Raw genomic sequence first — 16778 nt, 5'->3', positions numbered from 1 at the left:
ACTTTTCATGACCTCCTCTCCCGCAGTCAGGGATTGCCGCGCCGCCGCCGCCGCCAACCTGCGCCGGCTGCTCGAGCCGGCCAGCATCGCATTTGTCGGCGGACGCGGCATCGCGGGCGCCGTGCAGCGCTGTCGCGACTACGGTTATGCCGGCGACATCCGGCTCGTCAACCCGAACCATCCCGAGATCGACGGCGTGCGCTGCCATGCGAGCGTCGCCGACCTGCCCGCCGCGCCCGATGCCGTATTCGTCGCGGTGCCCGCGCGGCAGGCGATCGACGTCGTGCGCGCGCTCGCCGAACGCGGCGCGGGCGGCGCGATCGTCTACGCATCGGGTTTCTCCGAGACCGGCGCCGACGGCGCCGCGCTGCAGCAGGCGCTCGTCGACGCAGCCGGCGACATGGCCGTGCTCGGGCCGAACTGCTACGGGCTGATCAACGGCCTGAACGGCAGCGCGCTGTGGCCCGTCGCGCACGGCGCGCCGCGCGTCGAATCGGGCGTCGCCGTGATCACGCAGAGCGGCAACCTCGCGTACAACCTGTCGATGAGCGCACGCTCGGTGCCGTTCGCGTACCTCGCGAGCGTTGGCAACCAGGCCTCGGTCGACATCGCGCGCCTCGTCGACGCGTTCGTCGACGATCCGCGCATCCGCGCGATCGGCGTGCATCTCGAAGGCCTGAAGGACGTGCGCGCGTTCAGCGAGGCCGCCGCACGCGCGCTCGCGCGCGGCGTGCCGATCGTCGCGCTGAAGAGCGGCACGTCGACGCTCGGCGCGCAGCTCGCGATGAGCCACACGAGTTCGCTCGCGGGCTCGGACGCGCTGTACGACGCGCTGTTCCGGCGGCTCGGCGTGATTCGCGCGAAGGATCCGGTCGGCCTCGTCGAGACGCTGAAGCTGCTCGCGATCGCCGGCGTGCCCGAGCGCCGCACGCTTGCCGCGCTCGCGACGTCCGGCGGCGACGCGGGGCTCGTGGCCGACCTCGGCGAAGCATGCGGCATCGCGTTCCCGCCCGTCGGCGACGCGGGCCGCGACGCGCTCGGCCACGTCCTGCCCGCCTACGCGACGATCGCGAACCCGCTCGACTTCACGACGACGCCGTGGGGCGACCCCGACAAGATGCGCGCATGCTGCGACGCGCTGCTGGCCGATCGCCCGGGCGCGGCCGCGATGATCCTCGACTATCCGCAGGAAGCGACCGGCGAACGGCCGCTGTGCGACATCGCGGCCGACGCGTTCGCGGCGTCCGCGCGCCAGCACGGCGTGGTCGGCGCGGTCATCTCGGTGTTTCCCGACCTGACGCCGCCGGATCACGCGGCGCGCATGGCCGCGGCCGGCATCGCGCCGCTGCAGGGGCTCGCCGACGGGATCGACGCGATCGGCGCGGCCATGACCTACGGCGACACGCGCCGCCGCCTGCTCGATGCCGATGCGCTGAACGCGCTGCCCGTGTTGCGGGCCGGCCACGGCGGCGACGGCGCCGCCACGCTGCACGACGAATGGGCGAGCAAGCGGATGCTGGCCGCGCACGGGCTCGACGTGCCGCCGGCCGAGTGCGTCGCGCCCGCCGACGCGCCGGCCGCCGCGCAGCGGCTCGGCTTTCCGGTCTGCGTGAAGGTCGTCAGCGAGCGCCTGCCGCACAAGACCGAGGCCGGTGCGGTCGCGCTGAAGCTCGCGTCGCCCGAGGCCGTCGCCGCCGCGGTCGGGCGGATGACCGAGCAAGTCGCACGTTATGCGCCCGACGTGCGCGTCGAGCGCATCCTCGTCGAGAAGATGGCCGACACGCCGTTGCTCGAACTGATCGTCGGCGTGAAGCGCGAGCCGAATTTCGGACTCGCGCTCGTGCTCGGCGCCGGCGGCGTGCTGGTCGAGCTGATCCGCGACACCGCGACGCTGCTGCTGCCCGTACGGGAAAGCGACGTGCGCGATGCACTGCTCGGGCTGAAGCTCGGGCCGCTGCTGACCGGCTATCGCGGGCGGCCGAAGGCCGATCTCGACGCCGTCGTCGCGAACGTGATGGCGATCGCGCGCTTCGCGCAGGCGCACGCGGATACGCTCGTCGAGCTCGACGTCAACCCGCTGCTGGCGATGGAACATGGCGCGGTCGCGGTCGACGCGCTGGTGAGGCTCGACGCGTGAGACATCGGGCCTGAAGCGCACCGGCCCGCTCGCGTGTCGCGCGGGCGGGCCGGTTTCACATTGACGGAGCGAAACCCGGATCACCTTGCCGCGATCGAGCAGCGCGAGCGGACCGCCCGCGCGCTTGTGCCTGTGTATCGCGGCGATCTCCGCATCGCTGCGCGAGCAGCGACGCCGCCGCCGTTCCGGGATGAATCGTGGAAAGCCGACAGGGCCGGCCATCGCCGGCCCATGAAGCAAGGCGGCTCAGAAGTTATGCCGCATGCCGACGCGCGCGGCGGCCTGCGTGCGGCTCGTCGACGGCGCGAAGCTGTAGCCGATCACCGCGTCGACGCCGTTCGACGCGCGCATCCAGTCGACGGCCGCATACACGTCGGTGCGCTTCGACAGCGCGTAGTGCGCACCCAGCGCAACCTCGTGCCAGTGATGGCCTTCGAACGTCGAGTACTGGTAGCCCGCGACGAGCGACAGCGGCGCGGTCGCCTGGTACAAGCCGCCCGCCTCGTACACGCGCATCGTCGACGATTGCCCGTAGCCCTTGAACGTCGTGTTGCTGAAATCGGCGCTGAGCGTCAGCTTGCCGAGCACATACGATGCGCCGATCCCGAAGATCGACTGCGAATTGATCGCGAACGGCGTCGAGTCGTGCAGGTCGGTGACGGCGCCCGTCGCCGGATCGACGGTCGCGACCGTCTGCCCGAGCATCGTCGTCACGCCCATCTGCGCGTACGGATCGAGCGCCGCGAGCCCGCGCGGCGAATTAAGCCGCGTATAGTTGCCGCCCGCCGAGAAATCGCCATGCGTGTAGGTCGCGCCGACGCTCCACGCGCTGCCGTCGTGGAAACTGCCCGCGTCGTTGCTGAACGAATACATGCCGCCGACCACGAGCCCGTGGAAGCTGTTGCTGACGAACTTCACCGCGTTCTGCAGGCGGTCGCCGCTCTGGCGGTCGAAATCGCCGAGATGCACGCCATAGCCGCTGCCGAACGCGCTGACGTTGAACGCCGCCGTGAAGTCGTACGCGAAGTCGTACTGGTTGCCGAACGTCAGCGTGCCCCAGTCGTTGCCGAGCCCCACGTAGGTCTGGCGCCCGAACATCGCGCCGCCCTGGTTCAGCTTGCCCGTGCCGAGCCGGAAGCCGTTCTCGAGCTTGAACACGACCTTGTTGCCGCCGCCGAGATCCTCGGTGCCCATCAGGCCGACGCGGTTGCCGTACGACACGCCGTCGTCGAACAGGTACGCATGCGCGCCGCCCGCATTGTTCACATAGGTGATGCCGCCGTCGATGATCCCGTACAGCGAGACGCTGCTCTGCGCGTGCGCATAGCCGTGGACCATCACCGACATCATGCCGGCCAGCAGGAAGCGTTTCTTCATTTCCGGTGTCTCCAGTTTCCGCGCGACGCGGATCGATTGTCGTTGTTCGAGAAAGACCGCTCGCCTGCTTCGCTTCGGCATCGCGGCGCTGGCGAGTATAGGTTTCGTTGAATGAATGTTCAATCGATTGATGGGTCGGCCGGCACCGGTGTTTACACGCATCGGCAACTTCTTTATTGAAAAAACGTTCAACCCGTAATAACATCGACCGTCAGCCCCGCGGACGACGTGCGGGCCCGTTCCGAACCTCGGGAGTGCACCGGATGACGAACCACCTCAGCCCCGCCGCCGAGCCGCGCTTGCGCTCGGCCTACGAAGGACAGAAGTCGCGCCCGTATGACCCGGGCGCGCCGATCGCGACGCCGCTCGAACTGCACCGCTGCACCGTGCAGCCCGAATGGGTCGACTACAACGGCCACATGAGCGAATCGTGCTACCTGCTCGTGTTCGGCGACAGCAGCGACGCGTTCTTCCGCTACTTCGGCATCGACGACGACTATCGCGAAGCCGGCTGCTCGATCTATTCGGCGGAGACGCACATCCGTCACCTGCGCGAAGCGATGCTCGGCGAACCGCTCAGGCTCACGCTGCGGCTGCTCGATGCGGACGACCGGCGCCTGCACGTGTTCCACTCGATGCACCACGCGACGACCGGCGCGCAGCTCGCGACCGGCGAACAGTTGCTGACGCACGTCGACATGCGCACGAAGCGCTCGACGCCGTTTCCCGCCACGATGCGCCGGCATCTCGACGCGATTCACACCGAACATGCGCGCGCGCCGCGCGAACCTCACGCGGGTCGCGCGATCGCGATCCGCCGCCCCGCCCCCGCTTCACGCTGAACCCACGACGGAGCCTTCCATGCAGACGAACGACGCCTGGCGCACGCGCGCCGGCCAACTCGAGATCGAATCCCGCGCCTTCGTGGACGGCGCGTTCCGCGACGCGCACGACGGCGCGACCTTCACGTGCACGAGCCCGATCGACGGCCGCGTGCTCGCGCAGGTCGCCCATTGCCGGCAGGCCGACGCCGACCTCGCGGTCGCGGCCGCGCGGCGCTCGTTCGAGCACGGCGCATGGCGCGGCGCGACGCCGCGCGAACGCAAGCGCGTGCTGCTGCGCTGGGCCGCGCTGATCCGCGAGCACGCGGACGATCTCGCGCTGCTCGAAACGCTCGACACCGGCAAGCCGATCGCCGATACGATCGCGGTCGACATTCCGTCCACCGCGTACTGCGCCGAGTGGTTCGCGGAAGCGATCGACAAGACGGGCGGCGAAGTCGTGCCGGCCGATGCGCATCTCGTCGGGCTCGTCACGCGCGAGCCGATCGGCGTGGTCGCCGCGGTCGTGCCGTGGAATTTCCCCGCGATGATCGCGATGTGGAAATGCGCGCCCGCGCTCGCGGCCGGCAACAGCGTCGTGCTGAAACCGTCGGAGAAATCGCCGTTGAGTGCGCTGCCGCTCGCCGCGCTCGCGGCGCAGGCCGGGCTGCCGGCCGGCGTGCTCAACGTGCTGCCGGGCTTCGGCGACGCGGGCGAAGCGCTCGCGCGCCATCCGGAGGTGGACTGCATCGCGTTTACCGGCTCGACCGCGGTTGGCCACAAGGTCGCGCGCTGCGCGGCCGATTCGAACCTGAAGCGCGTGTGGCTCGAACTCGGCGGCAAGTCGCCGCAGATCGTGCTGCCCGACTGCCCCGACCTCGACCGCGCGGCGCGCACCGTCGCGCATGCGGTGTTCTACAACACCGGGCAGATGTGCACGGCCGGCTCGCGCCTGCTCGTCCATCGCGCGATTCGCGACGAGTTGGTCGCACGCGTGCTCGCGATCGCCCCCGAATATGCGCCCGGCGACCCGCTGTCGCCCGACACGCGGATGGGCAGCCTGATCGACGCGTCGCAGGTCGAGCGCGTGCTCGGCTACGTCGATGCCGGCCGCGACGAAGCGACGCTGCTGGCGGGCGGCAAGCGCGCACGTACCGCAAGCGGCGGCCAGTACGTCGAGCCGACCGTGTTCGACTGCCCGCGCGCCGATGCGCGGATCGTGCGCGAGGAGATCTTCGGGCCAGTGCTCGCGGTCACGGCATTCGACGATCTCGATACGGCCGTCGCGCTCGCGAACGACACGCGCTACGGGCTCGCGGCATCGGTGTGGACGGCAAACCTGACGACCGCGCACGAAACCGCGCGCCGGCTGCGGGCCGGCACGGTGTGGGTGAACGGCTACGAGGAAACCGACGACATGAACTTCCCCTTCGGCGGCTTCAAGGAGTCGGGCAACGGGCGCGACAATTCGCTGCACGCGCTCGAGAAATACACGGAACTGAAGTCGACGATCATCCGGTTGCGTTGAGGTCGGGGTGGCGGGAGCGCCGCTGGATCCTCGTGGCGCCCGGTTAGCGTAACGATCGGGACGTGCGCTCCCGATCGATTCATTACAGAAAGAAGAAATCAATCGGGTACTGTCACGCCCGGGAGGTCAGGTAAAATCGGGCGATCGAACCAGGCTCATGGATGGATAGATGAAGGACGACGGCATCGCGCGAATAGCTGCCAATCAGTTCTATTCGTTAGCACAATAAGGAATCCTCCCTATCAAAATCTCTCTCCTTACAGACCTTACCACGACACAATTGTTGGGAGGAACGATGAAGGTCGGCTACGCGCGGGTCTCAACTGAAGAGCAACACCTTGATCTCCAGATTTCGGCTTTACAAAGTTACGGATGTGATGTCATTTTCTCTGATCAAGGAATTTCAGGTATTTGCTGCGACCGGCCCGGGCTGAGAGAGGCACTTGATGCGATATCGGATGGGAGCACCTTGGTTGTTTGGCGCTTGGACCGATTGGGGCGGTCGATCAGCCATTTGATCCAGATCATCACGCAGCTTGGCGAAACGGGCGTCGAGTTCGTGTCGCTCACCGAGTGCATCGATACGGGTTCCCCGGTCGGCCGCTTCACGTTTCACATGATAGCTGCCCTCGCAGAGTTCGAGCGTGCGTTGATTAGCGAGCGTACCCGAGCCGGACTATCGGCCGCAAGACGTCGTGGTAGCAAGCTTGGGCGCCCATTTTCCCTCTCTACACAAGATCAAGTTCGAGCGCGGGTACTATTGGATATCTGCACGGAGGCAGAGGTGGCGGCCCTCTATTGTGTTCATGTTCGGACGCTGCGCCGGTACCTTCGGAAGTGACCTGAGTAACCGTGTTGAATGTCGAGCCTTCTTGAAACTTGGCTGTGCACTCGTCTGCTGGAACAGCTTTCGGCAAGCTGAGCAGGGTTCTTGAACAGGCCTCTAAGATTCATATTCGTAATGGTGCGCCGGGCCAAGACTTCTGGAGTTGACCCTGTAATCCCGGAGACAGCGTCACACTAAGGTTGCTGAATCCATCGAGCGCCGGAACTCGCGAGGCTAGCGGTACTTCAGCGCGCTATGGGGATGCTTCTCGTTGTAATGTATATGAACGCGATGGCCAAGTTGCGTGCAGCAGTCGCTGCGTCTGGCTTCGGCATGAAGGCGACGTAGTCGCGCTTCATCGTCTTCACGAAGCTCCCGGCCATCCCGTTGCTTTGGGGGCTGCACACCGGCGTAGTCAATGGCTTCAAGCCGATGGCCGTCGCGAACAGGCGTATATCGTCGGCCGTATAGCCCGAACCGTTGTCGGTCAGCCATTCGATTTCGGACAGTGTATGCAGCTCGTGCCAAACCGATTTTCCACTGCAGCCAGCATCACGTCGCGCACGATGTCGCCACTGTGGCCCGCCGTCGTGGCCGCCCAGCTCATCGCTTCGCGGTCACGGGGTCAGTTGGCTCAACCGATCGTGATCGTAACCGGTCCACACTGACATTGCCACATGTGTTCGTTGGATTGTGATTTCATGAGTCCCATGAACTTACAATTACATGACCCAAGTCGCGCCATCCAAGAAAAATTGATTGGCGCCAACCCACGACACCTATCACAAACACCGAACTACTACGCCGAAGATTTAGATAAATCTACCGCCCCGTCCCATCGACATCCTCATTCTTTTCCGACAAGATGTACAATGAAGCCTCATTCGCTGCTCTATGAAGTGAACCATCCTCCCTGTCACGCACAACAATTACACGCTCAATTGCATCGAATAATTTTTCGACCTTATCAGCAGCGTCATGGGAGAATAAATCAATATGAAAATTATACAAACACTTGATAGAATCAAGCAGCTTCTTTAAATTTTCATCCCCATAAATCGAGATCGGCCACGCCTGCAGCAGGTATGTCAGTGCGATGATCGATCTCCTGTCGCACCATTCGAAAAATAACCAGCAACATATCTCATCAATTTCCGCAACTTCATCACCAAAACCGATCCTCTTCAACATATCCCCGCCACCCGAAAAATATTATGACCAGATTTCCGCAACTTCAATCAATAAAATTATATTTATGAACAATTTCAGCCGCCCAAATTGACTCGGCGAATTATGTCGACGTCGTGATTCCGGTGGCCGTGTGCACCAACGGATCACCACCTCCCCTTGGAATCATGACATCAACTTGATGTTTCACGACAAATTGACATACAACAGCAAATTCACGATGCGTCGGTGCCGGACGGACAACGCCACATAATCCGGCTTAAGCGTTACGAGCTTCGCATTGCCGCGGCGGACACTGTGCGCTGAATCAGCAACGCTACCCATTGACCAATCAACGTTTGATCACTACTGAGGAAGAGCGGTTGCTCTACCCAACGGCTTACCGCACCGTCCTGCCAGCCCATTTCAAAAATTCGGAAATCACAATTCTGGCTAATTCCCATTTCCTTCATTTCAGAGTATGAATATAATTGGTTGAATTCAACTCGTCCAGACGGTGTCCGAGATAAGCGGCTCAATATCTCCTCAAACAACCGAATGGCCGCAGTCCGATCTCTCGCATGCGCATACACCATGTTCACGCCATTTGGTTGAAGCCATGCTGCTCGAAACAATGTCGATCGACAATATTGACTCAGCTTCATAAGCAATTCGCTCTCCAGCCATCTGTCATTCGGCTTGCTCTGATCACGTTCTGAATTCACCGGCACTCACTCATTTTTCGGTAACTCATCACTTGGATCGATTCTGAATTTTTCGAGATTCTGATCAATTAACCATCTCGGCGTCCGTCCTCGTCCCGCCCATGTCGCGCCGGTCTCCGGATTCCAGTATTTCGGTTCAAGTTTCGTGCCCCGCCGTCGGCCACGCGACGAGTGCGTCGTCAGCTCCTGAACGTTCACCCCATTCTCCGCGAGTACCTCCAGCACGCGTTGCGCAATGCGCCGAGCTTCGTGCTCGCGGGCGATATCGATCTCTTTTCTCAACTGGTCCAATTGCTCCAGCAGTTCGCTATAGGACTTCATGACACATTCCTCGATACGATCCGTTTCTCGTCGGATGCGAAGCGCATACGCCTGCCACACTCCCGTCACCGGGCTGCACCCCACCGAAACTGCACCTGGCGCCGGATGATCAGGCATACCGGCGGCGCGTCCACCAGCGTGACCGTGTCCCGCAAACGACTGCGGTTGACGTAAACGGTTACCGCCTTCACGAGCGGCGTCCCGTTGTAGTCGCGCAATTCCGACGCAGCCACGGCCTTGCACGACAACGGCGCGCTCGACACGCGTTCGACGAGAATCGTGCAGCCGCCCGCCGGCGCGGGCACCGTCGTCAGCGACAGCACGGCCGACGAGCTCGGGTACTCGAGACCGGCGAGCGCAAAGAACGGCTCACCGTCAGGATCGTGTCGATCCCAGTCCAGCGCGACATCGGCGCGCCGCGTGCCCGCGAGCATCCGTGACGACACCTGATCCACCGCCGGATAGCAGCGCCGGACACCTACCGCCTGCGCCGACCGCGCGAGCACGTTGGCGCCCGGCGCAGCCTGTATCGCCGGCGCCACCGCTGGGCCAACCGGCGGCAGCGATTCAAGCCCCCCGGCTCGCGCCGGCGTTAGCGCTCCGCACATCACCATCGCCGCCAGCAACGGTGCCAGACACCCGGGCGTTCCGTTCATTGCCATTTCCCGTTCCGTCCTGCCTGCTGTTCCCCAAGGCGCGACACAGCTTCCGCGGGTCGCGCTGCACCGTTGCCGGCCGGGATGCGCACCTTAAAAAGAACCGCCACGATGACGTGACGGCCCGCCACGGCTACTCGCCCCGCCCAATGTGCTAACGAGGAAAAGCACACCAGCGTGATAGCGGACGAGCTGCCGGCAAACGTTATGGCCGATCGACGTCCAGCCGCACCTCAACTCGGCGGTTGCGCGCGCGTCCGGCCGCCGTCTCGTTCGAATCGACCGGATCGGCCTTGCCGTATCCGCGACTGACGAACCGCCCGGCGCTCAGCCCGTGCGACTGCAGGTACGCGTCGACCGCGCGGGCGCGTCGCTCGGACAGCCCTACGTTGTAGTCGTCCGAGCCGACCGAATCCGTATAGCCATTGACCGTCACGGTGCGGACCCTCACCCCGCGCGACTCGGAGATCAGCCGGTCCAGCCGGTCTCGCGCGATCGGCTTCAGATCGGCGCGATCGGTGTCGAAGTTCGTATCGGCGTCAAGCGTCGTCACCGCAGGCGGCGACGGCGCGGGAGACGGCTGCTGCGCAACCGGCGCAGCAGCAACCGTGGGCGCGCCGCAGCGGAACAGCAGGGAACGGTCGTCCGGCTGGCCACCGGAGGTGACGCCAAGCCCCGATTGAGCCTCGAGTACCATGACCGTTTGATCCTTGCAGATCGACGCCGCCTCCTTGCGGCAAGCGCCCGGCCCTTCGAGCAGGCCGTAGCAGGTCACGCGGTAAGCCTGCGCTCCGTCAGGCAATGCCACCGAATACGCGTTGTAGGTCGGCCCCGACGCGGCCGTGCATCCGGCCACCAGCACGGTGGCAAGGAGCACTCCAGTTCTTGTAGTAGACATGATTGATCCTTTCAAACGTGGTGTCCTTCCGGAACGGACAGAGGCTCCGACGAGTGCATCGCGCTCTCCGCGTTACCACTGGTAACCCAGACCCGCGCCGTACGTATAGCCGGCACTGCTGCCGCTCACCCCGCCCTTCAGCTTGAGGTTCTCCGACAGGCGCGCGGTGAAACCGATCGCAACCGCGCTATAGCCCTGGTAGCTCGCTCCGCCGATCCCGACCGACAGCGTCTTGCCTGCATCGACCTCGGGAATCATCGTCAGAGCGGTGGCCGCCGCGACGCCCGCATACGCCTTGCGCGCCACATTGTTGACGTCCTGCTGGACCGCCCCCAGTTGCGACACGTTCACCGCATCGGTCGGATTGATGCCCGGCGCGACGTTGGTGATCCGCCGCTCGCTGCCCGGCGCACCGACCGACACCGTGTTCGCTTCGCTCGCCACCGAGTTCGCACCCAGCGCAACCGAGCCGGCCGCCGACGCCGTGGCGCCCGTGCCGATCGCCGTGCCGCTGCTGCCCGACACCAACGCGTTCGCGCCGATCACCGTACCGCCGTCCGCGCTGGCGTTCGCACCGCTGCCGACCGCAAGTCCGTTCGCACCGGAAGCCGCCGCATTCGGGCCGATCGCCATCGCGTTCGAACCGGTCGCACCACTGTTGTCGTAGTTGCCCTGCTGCGCGCTACCGTCGTTCACGCTGTAGTAGTGCGAGCCGCTCGCGATGGTCGTCGTCGACAGCCGGCCGATCGTCGTCGACAGCGACGTGATCAGCGAACTGCTCCCGCCTTCGCTGGTCGACAGCGACGCGATGTTCGACATCGTCGAGGTCGACAGGCTATTGATCGCCAGAATCGCGGTGTTGAGCTGCGATCCGTTGACAGCGTCCGTGCTGGTCGACGACACGCGTCCGGCCGCCACGTTCGTGATCTGGCGTTCCGCCCCCGGCGCCCCCACGCTCACCACGCTCGTCGGTGTCGCGCCGGCATAGTTGTACGTCACGCCGCCGATCGTGCCCGACGCCGTCGGGTTCGCCGCCGCCGTCACCGCGCCTGCGCCGAGCGCCACGTCGCCCGCATTGGTCGCGATTGCGTTCGGTCCGATCGCCACGCTGTCCGTACCGAGCGCCTGGCTGTCCGGCAACGTCGAGTTCGCGTGGAAATACTTGATCCCGCCGCCGTTCTCGATGTTGTTGACGGTATTGCCCAGGGTGTCGACCGCCTGATTGGTCGCATACAACTGCGACCCGTTCACGGCGTCGGTACTGGTGGCCGACACGCGGCCCGCCGCGACGTTCGTGACCTGGCGTTCCGCGCCCGGCGCACCGACGCTCACCACGCTCGCGGGCGTCGCACCGGCATACGCATAGTTCGCCCCGTTGATCGTGCCCGATGCGGTCGGATTGGCTGCTGCAGTCACCGAGTTCAAGCCCAGCGCCACGTCGCCGGCGTTGTTCGCCACCGCGTTCTGACCCACCGCCACCGTGCCAGCCGCTTTGGCGTTCGCACCGTCGCCCACCGCGACCGCGCTCGCACCTGCCGCCGTAGCGTTCGTGCCTGCCGCCAGCGCGTTGATGCCCGTCGCACCGTCGTTGTTATAGTTCCCTTGCTGCGTACCGTTGTCGTTGACGCTGTAGTAGTGCGTCTTGGATGCGTTGATCGCTGTCGACGTCGAGGTCGACAGCGAACTGATGCTCGACGAAGTCGACGTGGACAGGGACGTGACACTGCTGTTTGTCGTCGACAGACCGGTCGACAGCGAGCCGATGCCGGTCGAGGTCGACGTGGACAGCGACGTGATCGAACTTGTCGCGCTCGACAGCCCCGTCGACGTCGACGTCGACAGCGAGGTCACGCTGCTGTTTGTCGACGACAGGCTGGTCGACAGCGAGCCGATACCGGTCGAGGTCGACGTGGACAGCGACGTGATCGAACTCGTCGCGCTCGACAGCCCCGTCGACGTCGACGTCGACAGGCTGCCGATCGCCGTATTCGTCGCGAACAGTTGCGAACCGTTGACCGCATCCGTGCTCGTCGCCGTCATCTGACCGGCCGCCACGTTCGTGATCTGGCGCTCTGCGCCCGGCGCGCCCACACTCACTACACTCGTCGGCGTCGCGCCGGCAAAGGTGTACGTCGTGCCGCCGATCGTGCTCGACGACGTCGGGTTTGGAGCCGCCGTCACCGAGTTCGAGCCCAGCGCCACGTCGTTCGCGTTGTTCGCCACCGCACTCGAACCGAGCGCGATGGAACCCGCACCGTTCGCGGACGACGTGTTACCCAGTGCCACGGAACCCTGACCAGTCGCAATGTTCGCGTTGCCCAACGACACGGCACCTTGACCGTTCGCCGTGTTGTTCGCACCCATCGCCACCGCGCCCGTGCCCGTCGCGACGTTCGGGTCACCGATTGCCACCGCACCGTCGCCGCTTGCCGTGTTGCCCACCCCGATCGACACGGCCTGCCCGCCCGTTGCCATCGCGTTCTGGCCGATCGCCACCGCGCCCCCCGAATTCGCGTTCGCACCGTCGCCGACTGCCACCGAGCTCGCACCGGCCGCCGTGGCGTTCGTGCCTGCAGCCAACGCGTTGACGCCCGTCGCGCCGTTGTTGTTGTAGTTGCCCTGCTGCGTGCCGTTGTCGTTCACGCTGTAGTAGTGCGTCTTGGCTCCGTTGATCGCGGTCGACGTTGACGTCGACAGCGACGTGACGCTGCTGTTTGTCGACGACAGCCCGGTCGACAGCGAGCCGATGCCGGTCGACGTCGAAGTCGACAAGGAGGCCACGCTGCTGTCGGTCGACGACAAGCCCGTCGACAACGAGCCAATGCCCGTCGAGGTCGAAGTCGACAACGACGTGATCGAACTCGTTGCGCTCGACAGCCCCGTCGACGTCGATGTCGACAAACTGCCGATCGCCGTGTTCGTCGCGAACAGCTGCGAACCGTTGATCGCGTCCGTACTGGTTGCCGTCACCCGACCAGCCGCCACGTTCGTGATCTGACGCTCCGCGCCCGGCGCACCCATGCTCACTACGCTCGTCGGCGTCGTGCCCGCGTAACTGTACGTCACGCCACCAATCGTGCCCGACGCCGTCGGATTGGCCACCGCCGTCACCGAGTTCGAGCCCAGCGCCACGTCACCGGCGTTGTTCGCCACCGCGTTCTGACCCACCGCGACCGAACCTGCTGCACTGCCGTTCGCGCCATCGCCTACTGCAACCGCACTCGCACCCGCTGCCGTAGCGTTCGTGCCCGCTGCCAGCGCGTTGATGCCCGTCGCGCCGTCGTTGTTGTAGTTCCCTTGCTGCGTACCGTTGTCGTTGACGCTGTAGTAGTGCGTCTTCGCCGCGTTGATCGCGGTCGACGTCGAGGTGGACAGCGACGTGATCGAACTCGTCGCGCTCGACAGACCGGTCGACGTCGACGTCGACAGCGAGGTCACGCTGCTGTCTGTCGACGACAAGCCCGTCGACAGCGAACCGATCCCCGTCGAGGTCGACGTGGACAGCGATGTGATCGAGCTCGTCGCGCTCGACAGCCCCGTCGACGTCGACGTCGACAGCGAGGTCACGCTGCTGTCTGTCGACGACAAGCCCGTCGACAACGAGCCAATGCCCGTCGAGGTCGAGGTGGACAGCGACGTGATCGAACTCGTCGCGCTCGACAGGCCAGTCGATGTCGAAGTCGACAGCGAGGTCACGCTGCTGTTCGTCGAGGACAAGCCCGTCGACGTCGATGTGGACAAACTGTCGATCGCCGTGTTCGTCGCGAACAGCTGCGAACCGTTGATCGCGTCCGTACTGGTTGCCGTCACCCGACCAGCCGCCACGTTCGTGATCTGACGCTCCGCGCCCGGCGCACCCACGCTCACTACGCTCGTCGGCGTCGTGCCCGCGTAGCTGTACGTCACGCCACCAATCGTGCCCGACGCCGTCGGACTGGCCGCCGCCGTCACCGAGTTCGAGCCCAGCGCCACGTCGCCGGTGTTGTTCGCCACCGCGTTCTGACCCACCGCGACCGAACCTGCTGCACTGCCGTTCGCGCCATCGCCTACCGCAACCGCACTCGCACCCGCTGCCGTAGCGTTCGTGCCCGCCGCCAGCGCGTTGATGCCCGTCGCGCCGTCGTTGTTGTAGTTCCCTTGCTGCGTACCGTTGTCGTTGACGCTGTAGTAGTGCGTCTTCGCCGCGTTGATCGCGGTCGACGTCGAGGTGGACAGCGACGTGACGCTGCTGTTCGTTGACGACAGGCCCGTCGACAGCGAGCCGATCTCCGTCGAGGTCGAGGTGGACAGCGACGTAATCGAACTCGTTGCGCTCGACAGGCCGGTGGACGTCGAAGTCGACAGCGAGGTCACGCTGCTGTCTGTCGACGACAAGCCCGTCGACAGCGAACCGATCCCCGTCGAGGTCGACGTGGACAGCGATGTGATCGAGCTCGTCGCGCTCGACAGCCCCGTCGACGTCGAAGTCGACAGCGAGGTCACGCTGCTGTCAGTCGACGACAAGCCCGTCGACAACGAGCCAATGCCCGTCGAGGTCGACGTCGACAACGACGTGATCGAACTCGTTGCGCTCGACAGCCCCGTCGACGTCGAAGTCGACAAACTGTCGATCGCCGTATTCGTCGCGAACAGCTGCGAACCGTTGATCGCGTCCGTACTGCTCGCCGTCACCCGACCGGCTCCCACGTTCGTGATCTGACGCTCCGCGCCCGGCGCACCCACGCTCACTACGCTCGTCGGCGTCGTGCCCGCGTAGCTGTACGTCACGCCACCAATCGTGCCCGACGCCGTCGGACTGGCCGCCGCCGTCACCGAGTTCGAGCCCAGCGCCACGTCGCCGGTGTTGTTCGCCACCGCGTTCTGACCCACCGCGACCGAACCTGCTGCACTGCCGTTCGCGCCATCGCCTACCGCAACCGCACTCGCACCCGCTGCCGTAGCGTTCGTGCCCGCCGCCAGCGCGTTGATACCCGTCGCGCCATCGTTGTTGTAGTTCCCTTGCTGCGTACCGTTGTCGTTGACGCTGTAGTAGTGCGTCTTCGCCGCGTTGATCGCGGTCGACGTCGAGGTGGACAGCGACGTGATCGAACTCGTCGCGCTCGACAGACCGGTCGACGTCGACGTCGACAGCGAGGTCACGCTGCTGTTCGTCGACGAAAGGCCGGTCGACAGCGATCCGATCCCCGTTGAGGTCGAGGTGGACAGCGACGTAATCGAACTCGTTGCGCTCGACAGGCCGGTTGACGTCGAAGTCGACAGCGAGGTCACGCTGCTGTCGGTCGACGACAAGCCAGTCGACAACGAGCCAATACCCGTCGACGTCGAGGTGGACAGCGACGTGATCGAACTCGTCGCGCTCGACAGGCCAGTCGATGTCGAAGTCGACAGCGAGGTCACGCTGCTGTTCGTCGACGACAAGCCCGTCGACAACGAGCCAATGCCCGTCGACGTCGACGTCGACAACGACGTGATCGAACTCGTTGCACTCGACAGCCCCGTCGACGTCGAGGTCGACAGGCTGTTGATCGCTGTGTTCGTCACGAACAGTTGCGAGCCGTTGATCGCGTCCGTGCTTGTCGCCGTCACCTGACCGGCCGCCACGTTCGTGATCTGGCGCTCCGCACCCGGCGCACCCACGCTCACGACGCTCGTCGGCGTCGTGCCCGCGTAGTTGTACGTCACGCCACCGATCGTGCCTGTGGCCGTCGGATTCGCCGCCGCCGTCACCGAGCCCGAGCCCAGTGCTACGTCACCAGTATTGTTCGCCACCGCGTTCGGTCCGATCGCGACCGAGTTGGTGCCTAATGCCTCACTGTCCGGCGCGGTCGAGTTCGCGTGGAAGTACTTGATACCCTGGCTGTTGATGTTGTCGATTGCCGTGCCGACGTTGTTGGCAGTCGTCGTCGTTCCGTTCGCGTTGTACGTGGTGTACGACGGTGCCGAAATCGTGCCAGTCGCCGGATTGTAGGTCGCGCCACCGCCGAGTGCCGAGGCTGTGCTGCTGCCAAGATTGTTGGTTGCAGTCGACAGAGAACTGATGCCCGTAGAAGTCGAGGTCGACAGCGATGTCACCGTGCTGTTGGTCGAACTCAGGCCCGTCGACAGCGAGCTGATGCCCGTGGACGTCGACGTCGACAGCGACGTGATCGAACTGTTGGCCGACGAAATTCCTGTCGACGCCGAGGTCGACAGCGACGTCACCGTGCTGTTGGTCGAACTCAGGCCCGTCGACAGCGAACTGATACCCGTGGACGTCGACGTCGACAGCGACGTGATCGAACTGTTGGCCGACGAAATTCCTGTCGACGCCGAGGTCGACAGC

11 protein-coding genes and 1 pseudogene are annotated in these 16778 nt (G+C 64.9%); 4 read left to right on the top strand and 8 right to left on the bottom strand.

Features of this window, described 5'->3' with window-relative positions; translation table 11 throughout:
* Nucleotides 1–7 precede the first annotated feature (7 nt).
* Nucleotides 8–2137, top strand: coding sequence for an acetate--CoA ligase family protein (locus tag AC3WLY_RS30530; RefSeq protein WP_492309388.1), 2130 nt, complete (start codon nucleotides 8–10; stop codon nucleotides 2135–2137).
* Between the two features lie 246 nt (nucleotides 2138–2383).
* Here the strand turns inward: AC3WLY_RS30530 and AC3WLY_RS30525 are convergent, their stop codons facing one another.
* A complete protein-coding gene (locus AC3WLY_RS30525; RefSeq protein WP_492309387.1) occupies nucleotides 2384–3514 on the bottom strand; it encodes a porin in 1131 nt (376 codons plus the stop codon).
* Between the two features lie 263 nt (nucleotides 3515–3777).
* Here AC3WLY_RS30525 and AC3WLY_RS30520 point away from each other — a divergent pair, with 263 nt between their 5' ends.
* The 3 genes from AC3WLY_RS30520 to AC3WLY_RS30510 all read left to right on the top strand — a co-directional run bounded on the left by AC3WLY_RS30520 (nucleotide 3778) and on the right by AC3WLY_RS30510 (nucleotide 6704).
* Nucleotides 3778–4356, top strand: coding sequence for a thioesterase family protein (locus AC3WLY_RS30520; RefSeq protein ID WP_492309386.1), 579 nt, complete (start codon nucleotides 3778–3780; stop codon nucleotides 4354–4356).
* Nucleotides 4357–4375: 19 nt separating this feature from the next.
* Complete coding sequence (locus AC3WLY_RS30515; protein ID WP_492309385.1) at nucleotides 4376–5863, top strand: aldehyde dehydrogenase; 1488 nt, start codon at nucleotides 4376–4378, stop codon at nucleotides 5861–5863.
* 295 nt (nucleotides 5864–6158) lie between these two features.
* Nucleotides 6159–6704, top strand: a complete 546-nt coding sequence (locus AC3WLY_RS30510) for a recombinase family protein (protein ID WP_492309384.1) — start codon at nucleotides 6159–6161, stop codon at nucleotides 6702–6704.
* Nucleotides 6705–6923: 219 nt separating this feature from the next.
* Here AC3WLY_RS30510 and AC3WLY_RS30505 read toward each other — a convergent pair.
* The 7 genes and pseudogenes from AC3WLY_RS30505 to AC3WLY_RS30475 all read right to left on the bottom strand — a co-directional run.
* A pseudogene (locus tag AC3WLY_RS30505) lies at nucleotides 6924–7308 on the bottom strand (integrase core domain-containing protein); the annotation flags it as partial.
* A gap of 203 nt (nucleotides 7309–7511) precedes the next feature.
* Nucleotides 7512–7880, bottom strand: a complete 369-nt coding sequence (locus AC3WLY_RS30500; RefSeq protein ID WP_492309383.1) for a hypothetical protein — start codon at nucleotides 7878–7880, stop codon at nucleotides 7512–7514.
* Nucleotides 7881–8143: 263 nt separating this feature from the next.
* The gene (locus AC3WLY_RS30495; protein WP_492309382.1) at nucleotides 8144–8581 is read right to left on the bottom strand and encodes a hypothetical protein; all 438 of its coding nucleotides are present in this window, start codon (nucleotides 8579–8581) and stop codon (nucleotides 8144–8146) included.
* Between the two features lie 6 nt (nucleotides 8582–8587).
* Nucleotides 8588–8902 (bottom strand): H-NS histone family protein, encoded by a 315-nt coding sequence (locus AC3WLY_RS30490; protein WP_492309381.1) that lies wholly within the window; start codon nucleotides 8900–8902, stop codon nucleotides 8588–8590.
* Between the two features lie 65 nt (nucleotides 8903–8967).
* Nucleotides 8968–9564, bottom strand: a complete 597-nt coding sequence (locus AC3WLY_RS30485; protein ID WP_492332744.1) for a hypothetical protein — start codon at nucleotides 9562–9564, stop codon at nucleotides 8968–8970.
* Nucleotides 9565–9763: 199 nt separating this feature from the next.
* Nucleotides 9764–10456: an OmpA family protein gene (locus AC3WLY_RS30480; protein WP_492309379.1), complete on the bottom strand. Its 693-nt coding sequence runs from the start codon at nucleotides 10454–10456 to the stop codon at nucleotides 9764–9766.
* A 72-nt stretch (nucleotides 10457–10528) separates the two neighbouring features.
* Nucleotides 10529–16778: YadA-like family protein (locus AC3WLY_RS30475; protein ID WP_492332743.1), on the bottom strand; the 6250-nt coding region annotated here is incomplete at its 5' end.

The organism is Burkholderia sp. FW306-1C-G01B, from assembly GCF_058781685.1.
This window is presented reverse-complemented; position numbering and strand designations above follow the sequence as displayed.

Excerpts from the sequence above, each read along its gene's own strand:
- AC3WLY_RS30520 (WP_492309386.1), top strand. The coding sequence starts at position 3,778 with ATGACGAACCACCTCAGCCCCGCCGCCGAGCCGCGCTTGCGCTCGGCC.
- AC3WLY_RS30515 (WP_492309385.1), top strand. The coding sequence starts at position 4,376 with ATGCAGACGAACGACGCCTGGCGCACGCGCGCCGGCCAACTCGAGATC.
- AC3WLY_RS30525 (WP_492309387.1), bottom strand. The coding sequence starts at position 3,514 with ATGAAGAAACGCTTCCTGCTGGCCGGCATGATGTCGGTGATGGTCCAC.
- AC3WLY_RS30490 (WP_492309381.1), bottom strand. The coding sequence starts at position 8,902 with ATGAAGTCCTATAGCGAACTGCTGGAGCAATTGGACCAGTTGAGAAAA.
- AC3WLY_RS30530 (WP_492309388.1), top strand. The coding sequence starts at position 8 with ATGACCTCCTCTCCCGCAGTCAGGGATTGCCGCGCCGCCGCCGCCGCC.
- AC3WLY_RS30510 (WP_492309384.1), top strand. The coding sequence starts at position 6,159 with ATGAAGGTCGGCTACGCGCGGGTCTCAACTGAAGAGCAACACCTTGAT.
- AC3WLY_RS30485 (WP_492332744.1), bottom strand. The coding sequence starts at position 9,564 with ATGGCAATGAACGGAACGCCCGGGTGTCTGGCACCGTTGCTGGCGGCG.
- AC3WLY_RS30500 (WP_492309383.1), bottom strand. The coding sequence starts at position 7,880 with ATGTTGAAGAGGATCGGTTTTGGTGATGAAGTTGCGGAAATTGATGAG.
- AC3WLY_RS30480 (WP_492309379.1), bottom strand. The coding sequence starts at position 10,456 with ATGTCTACTACAAGAACTGGAGTGCTCCTTGCCACCGTGCTGGTGGCC.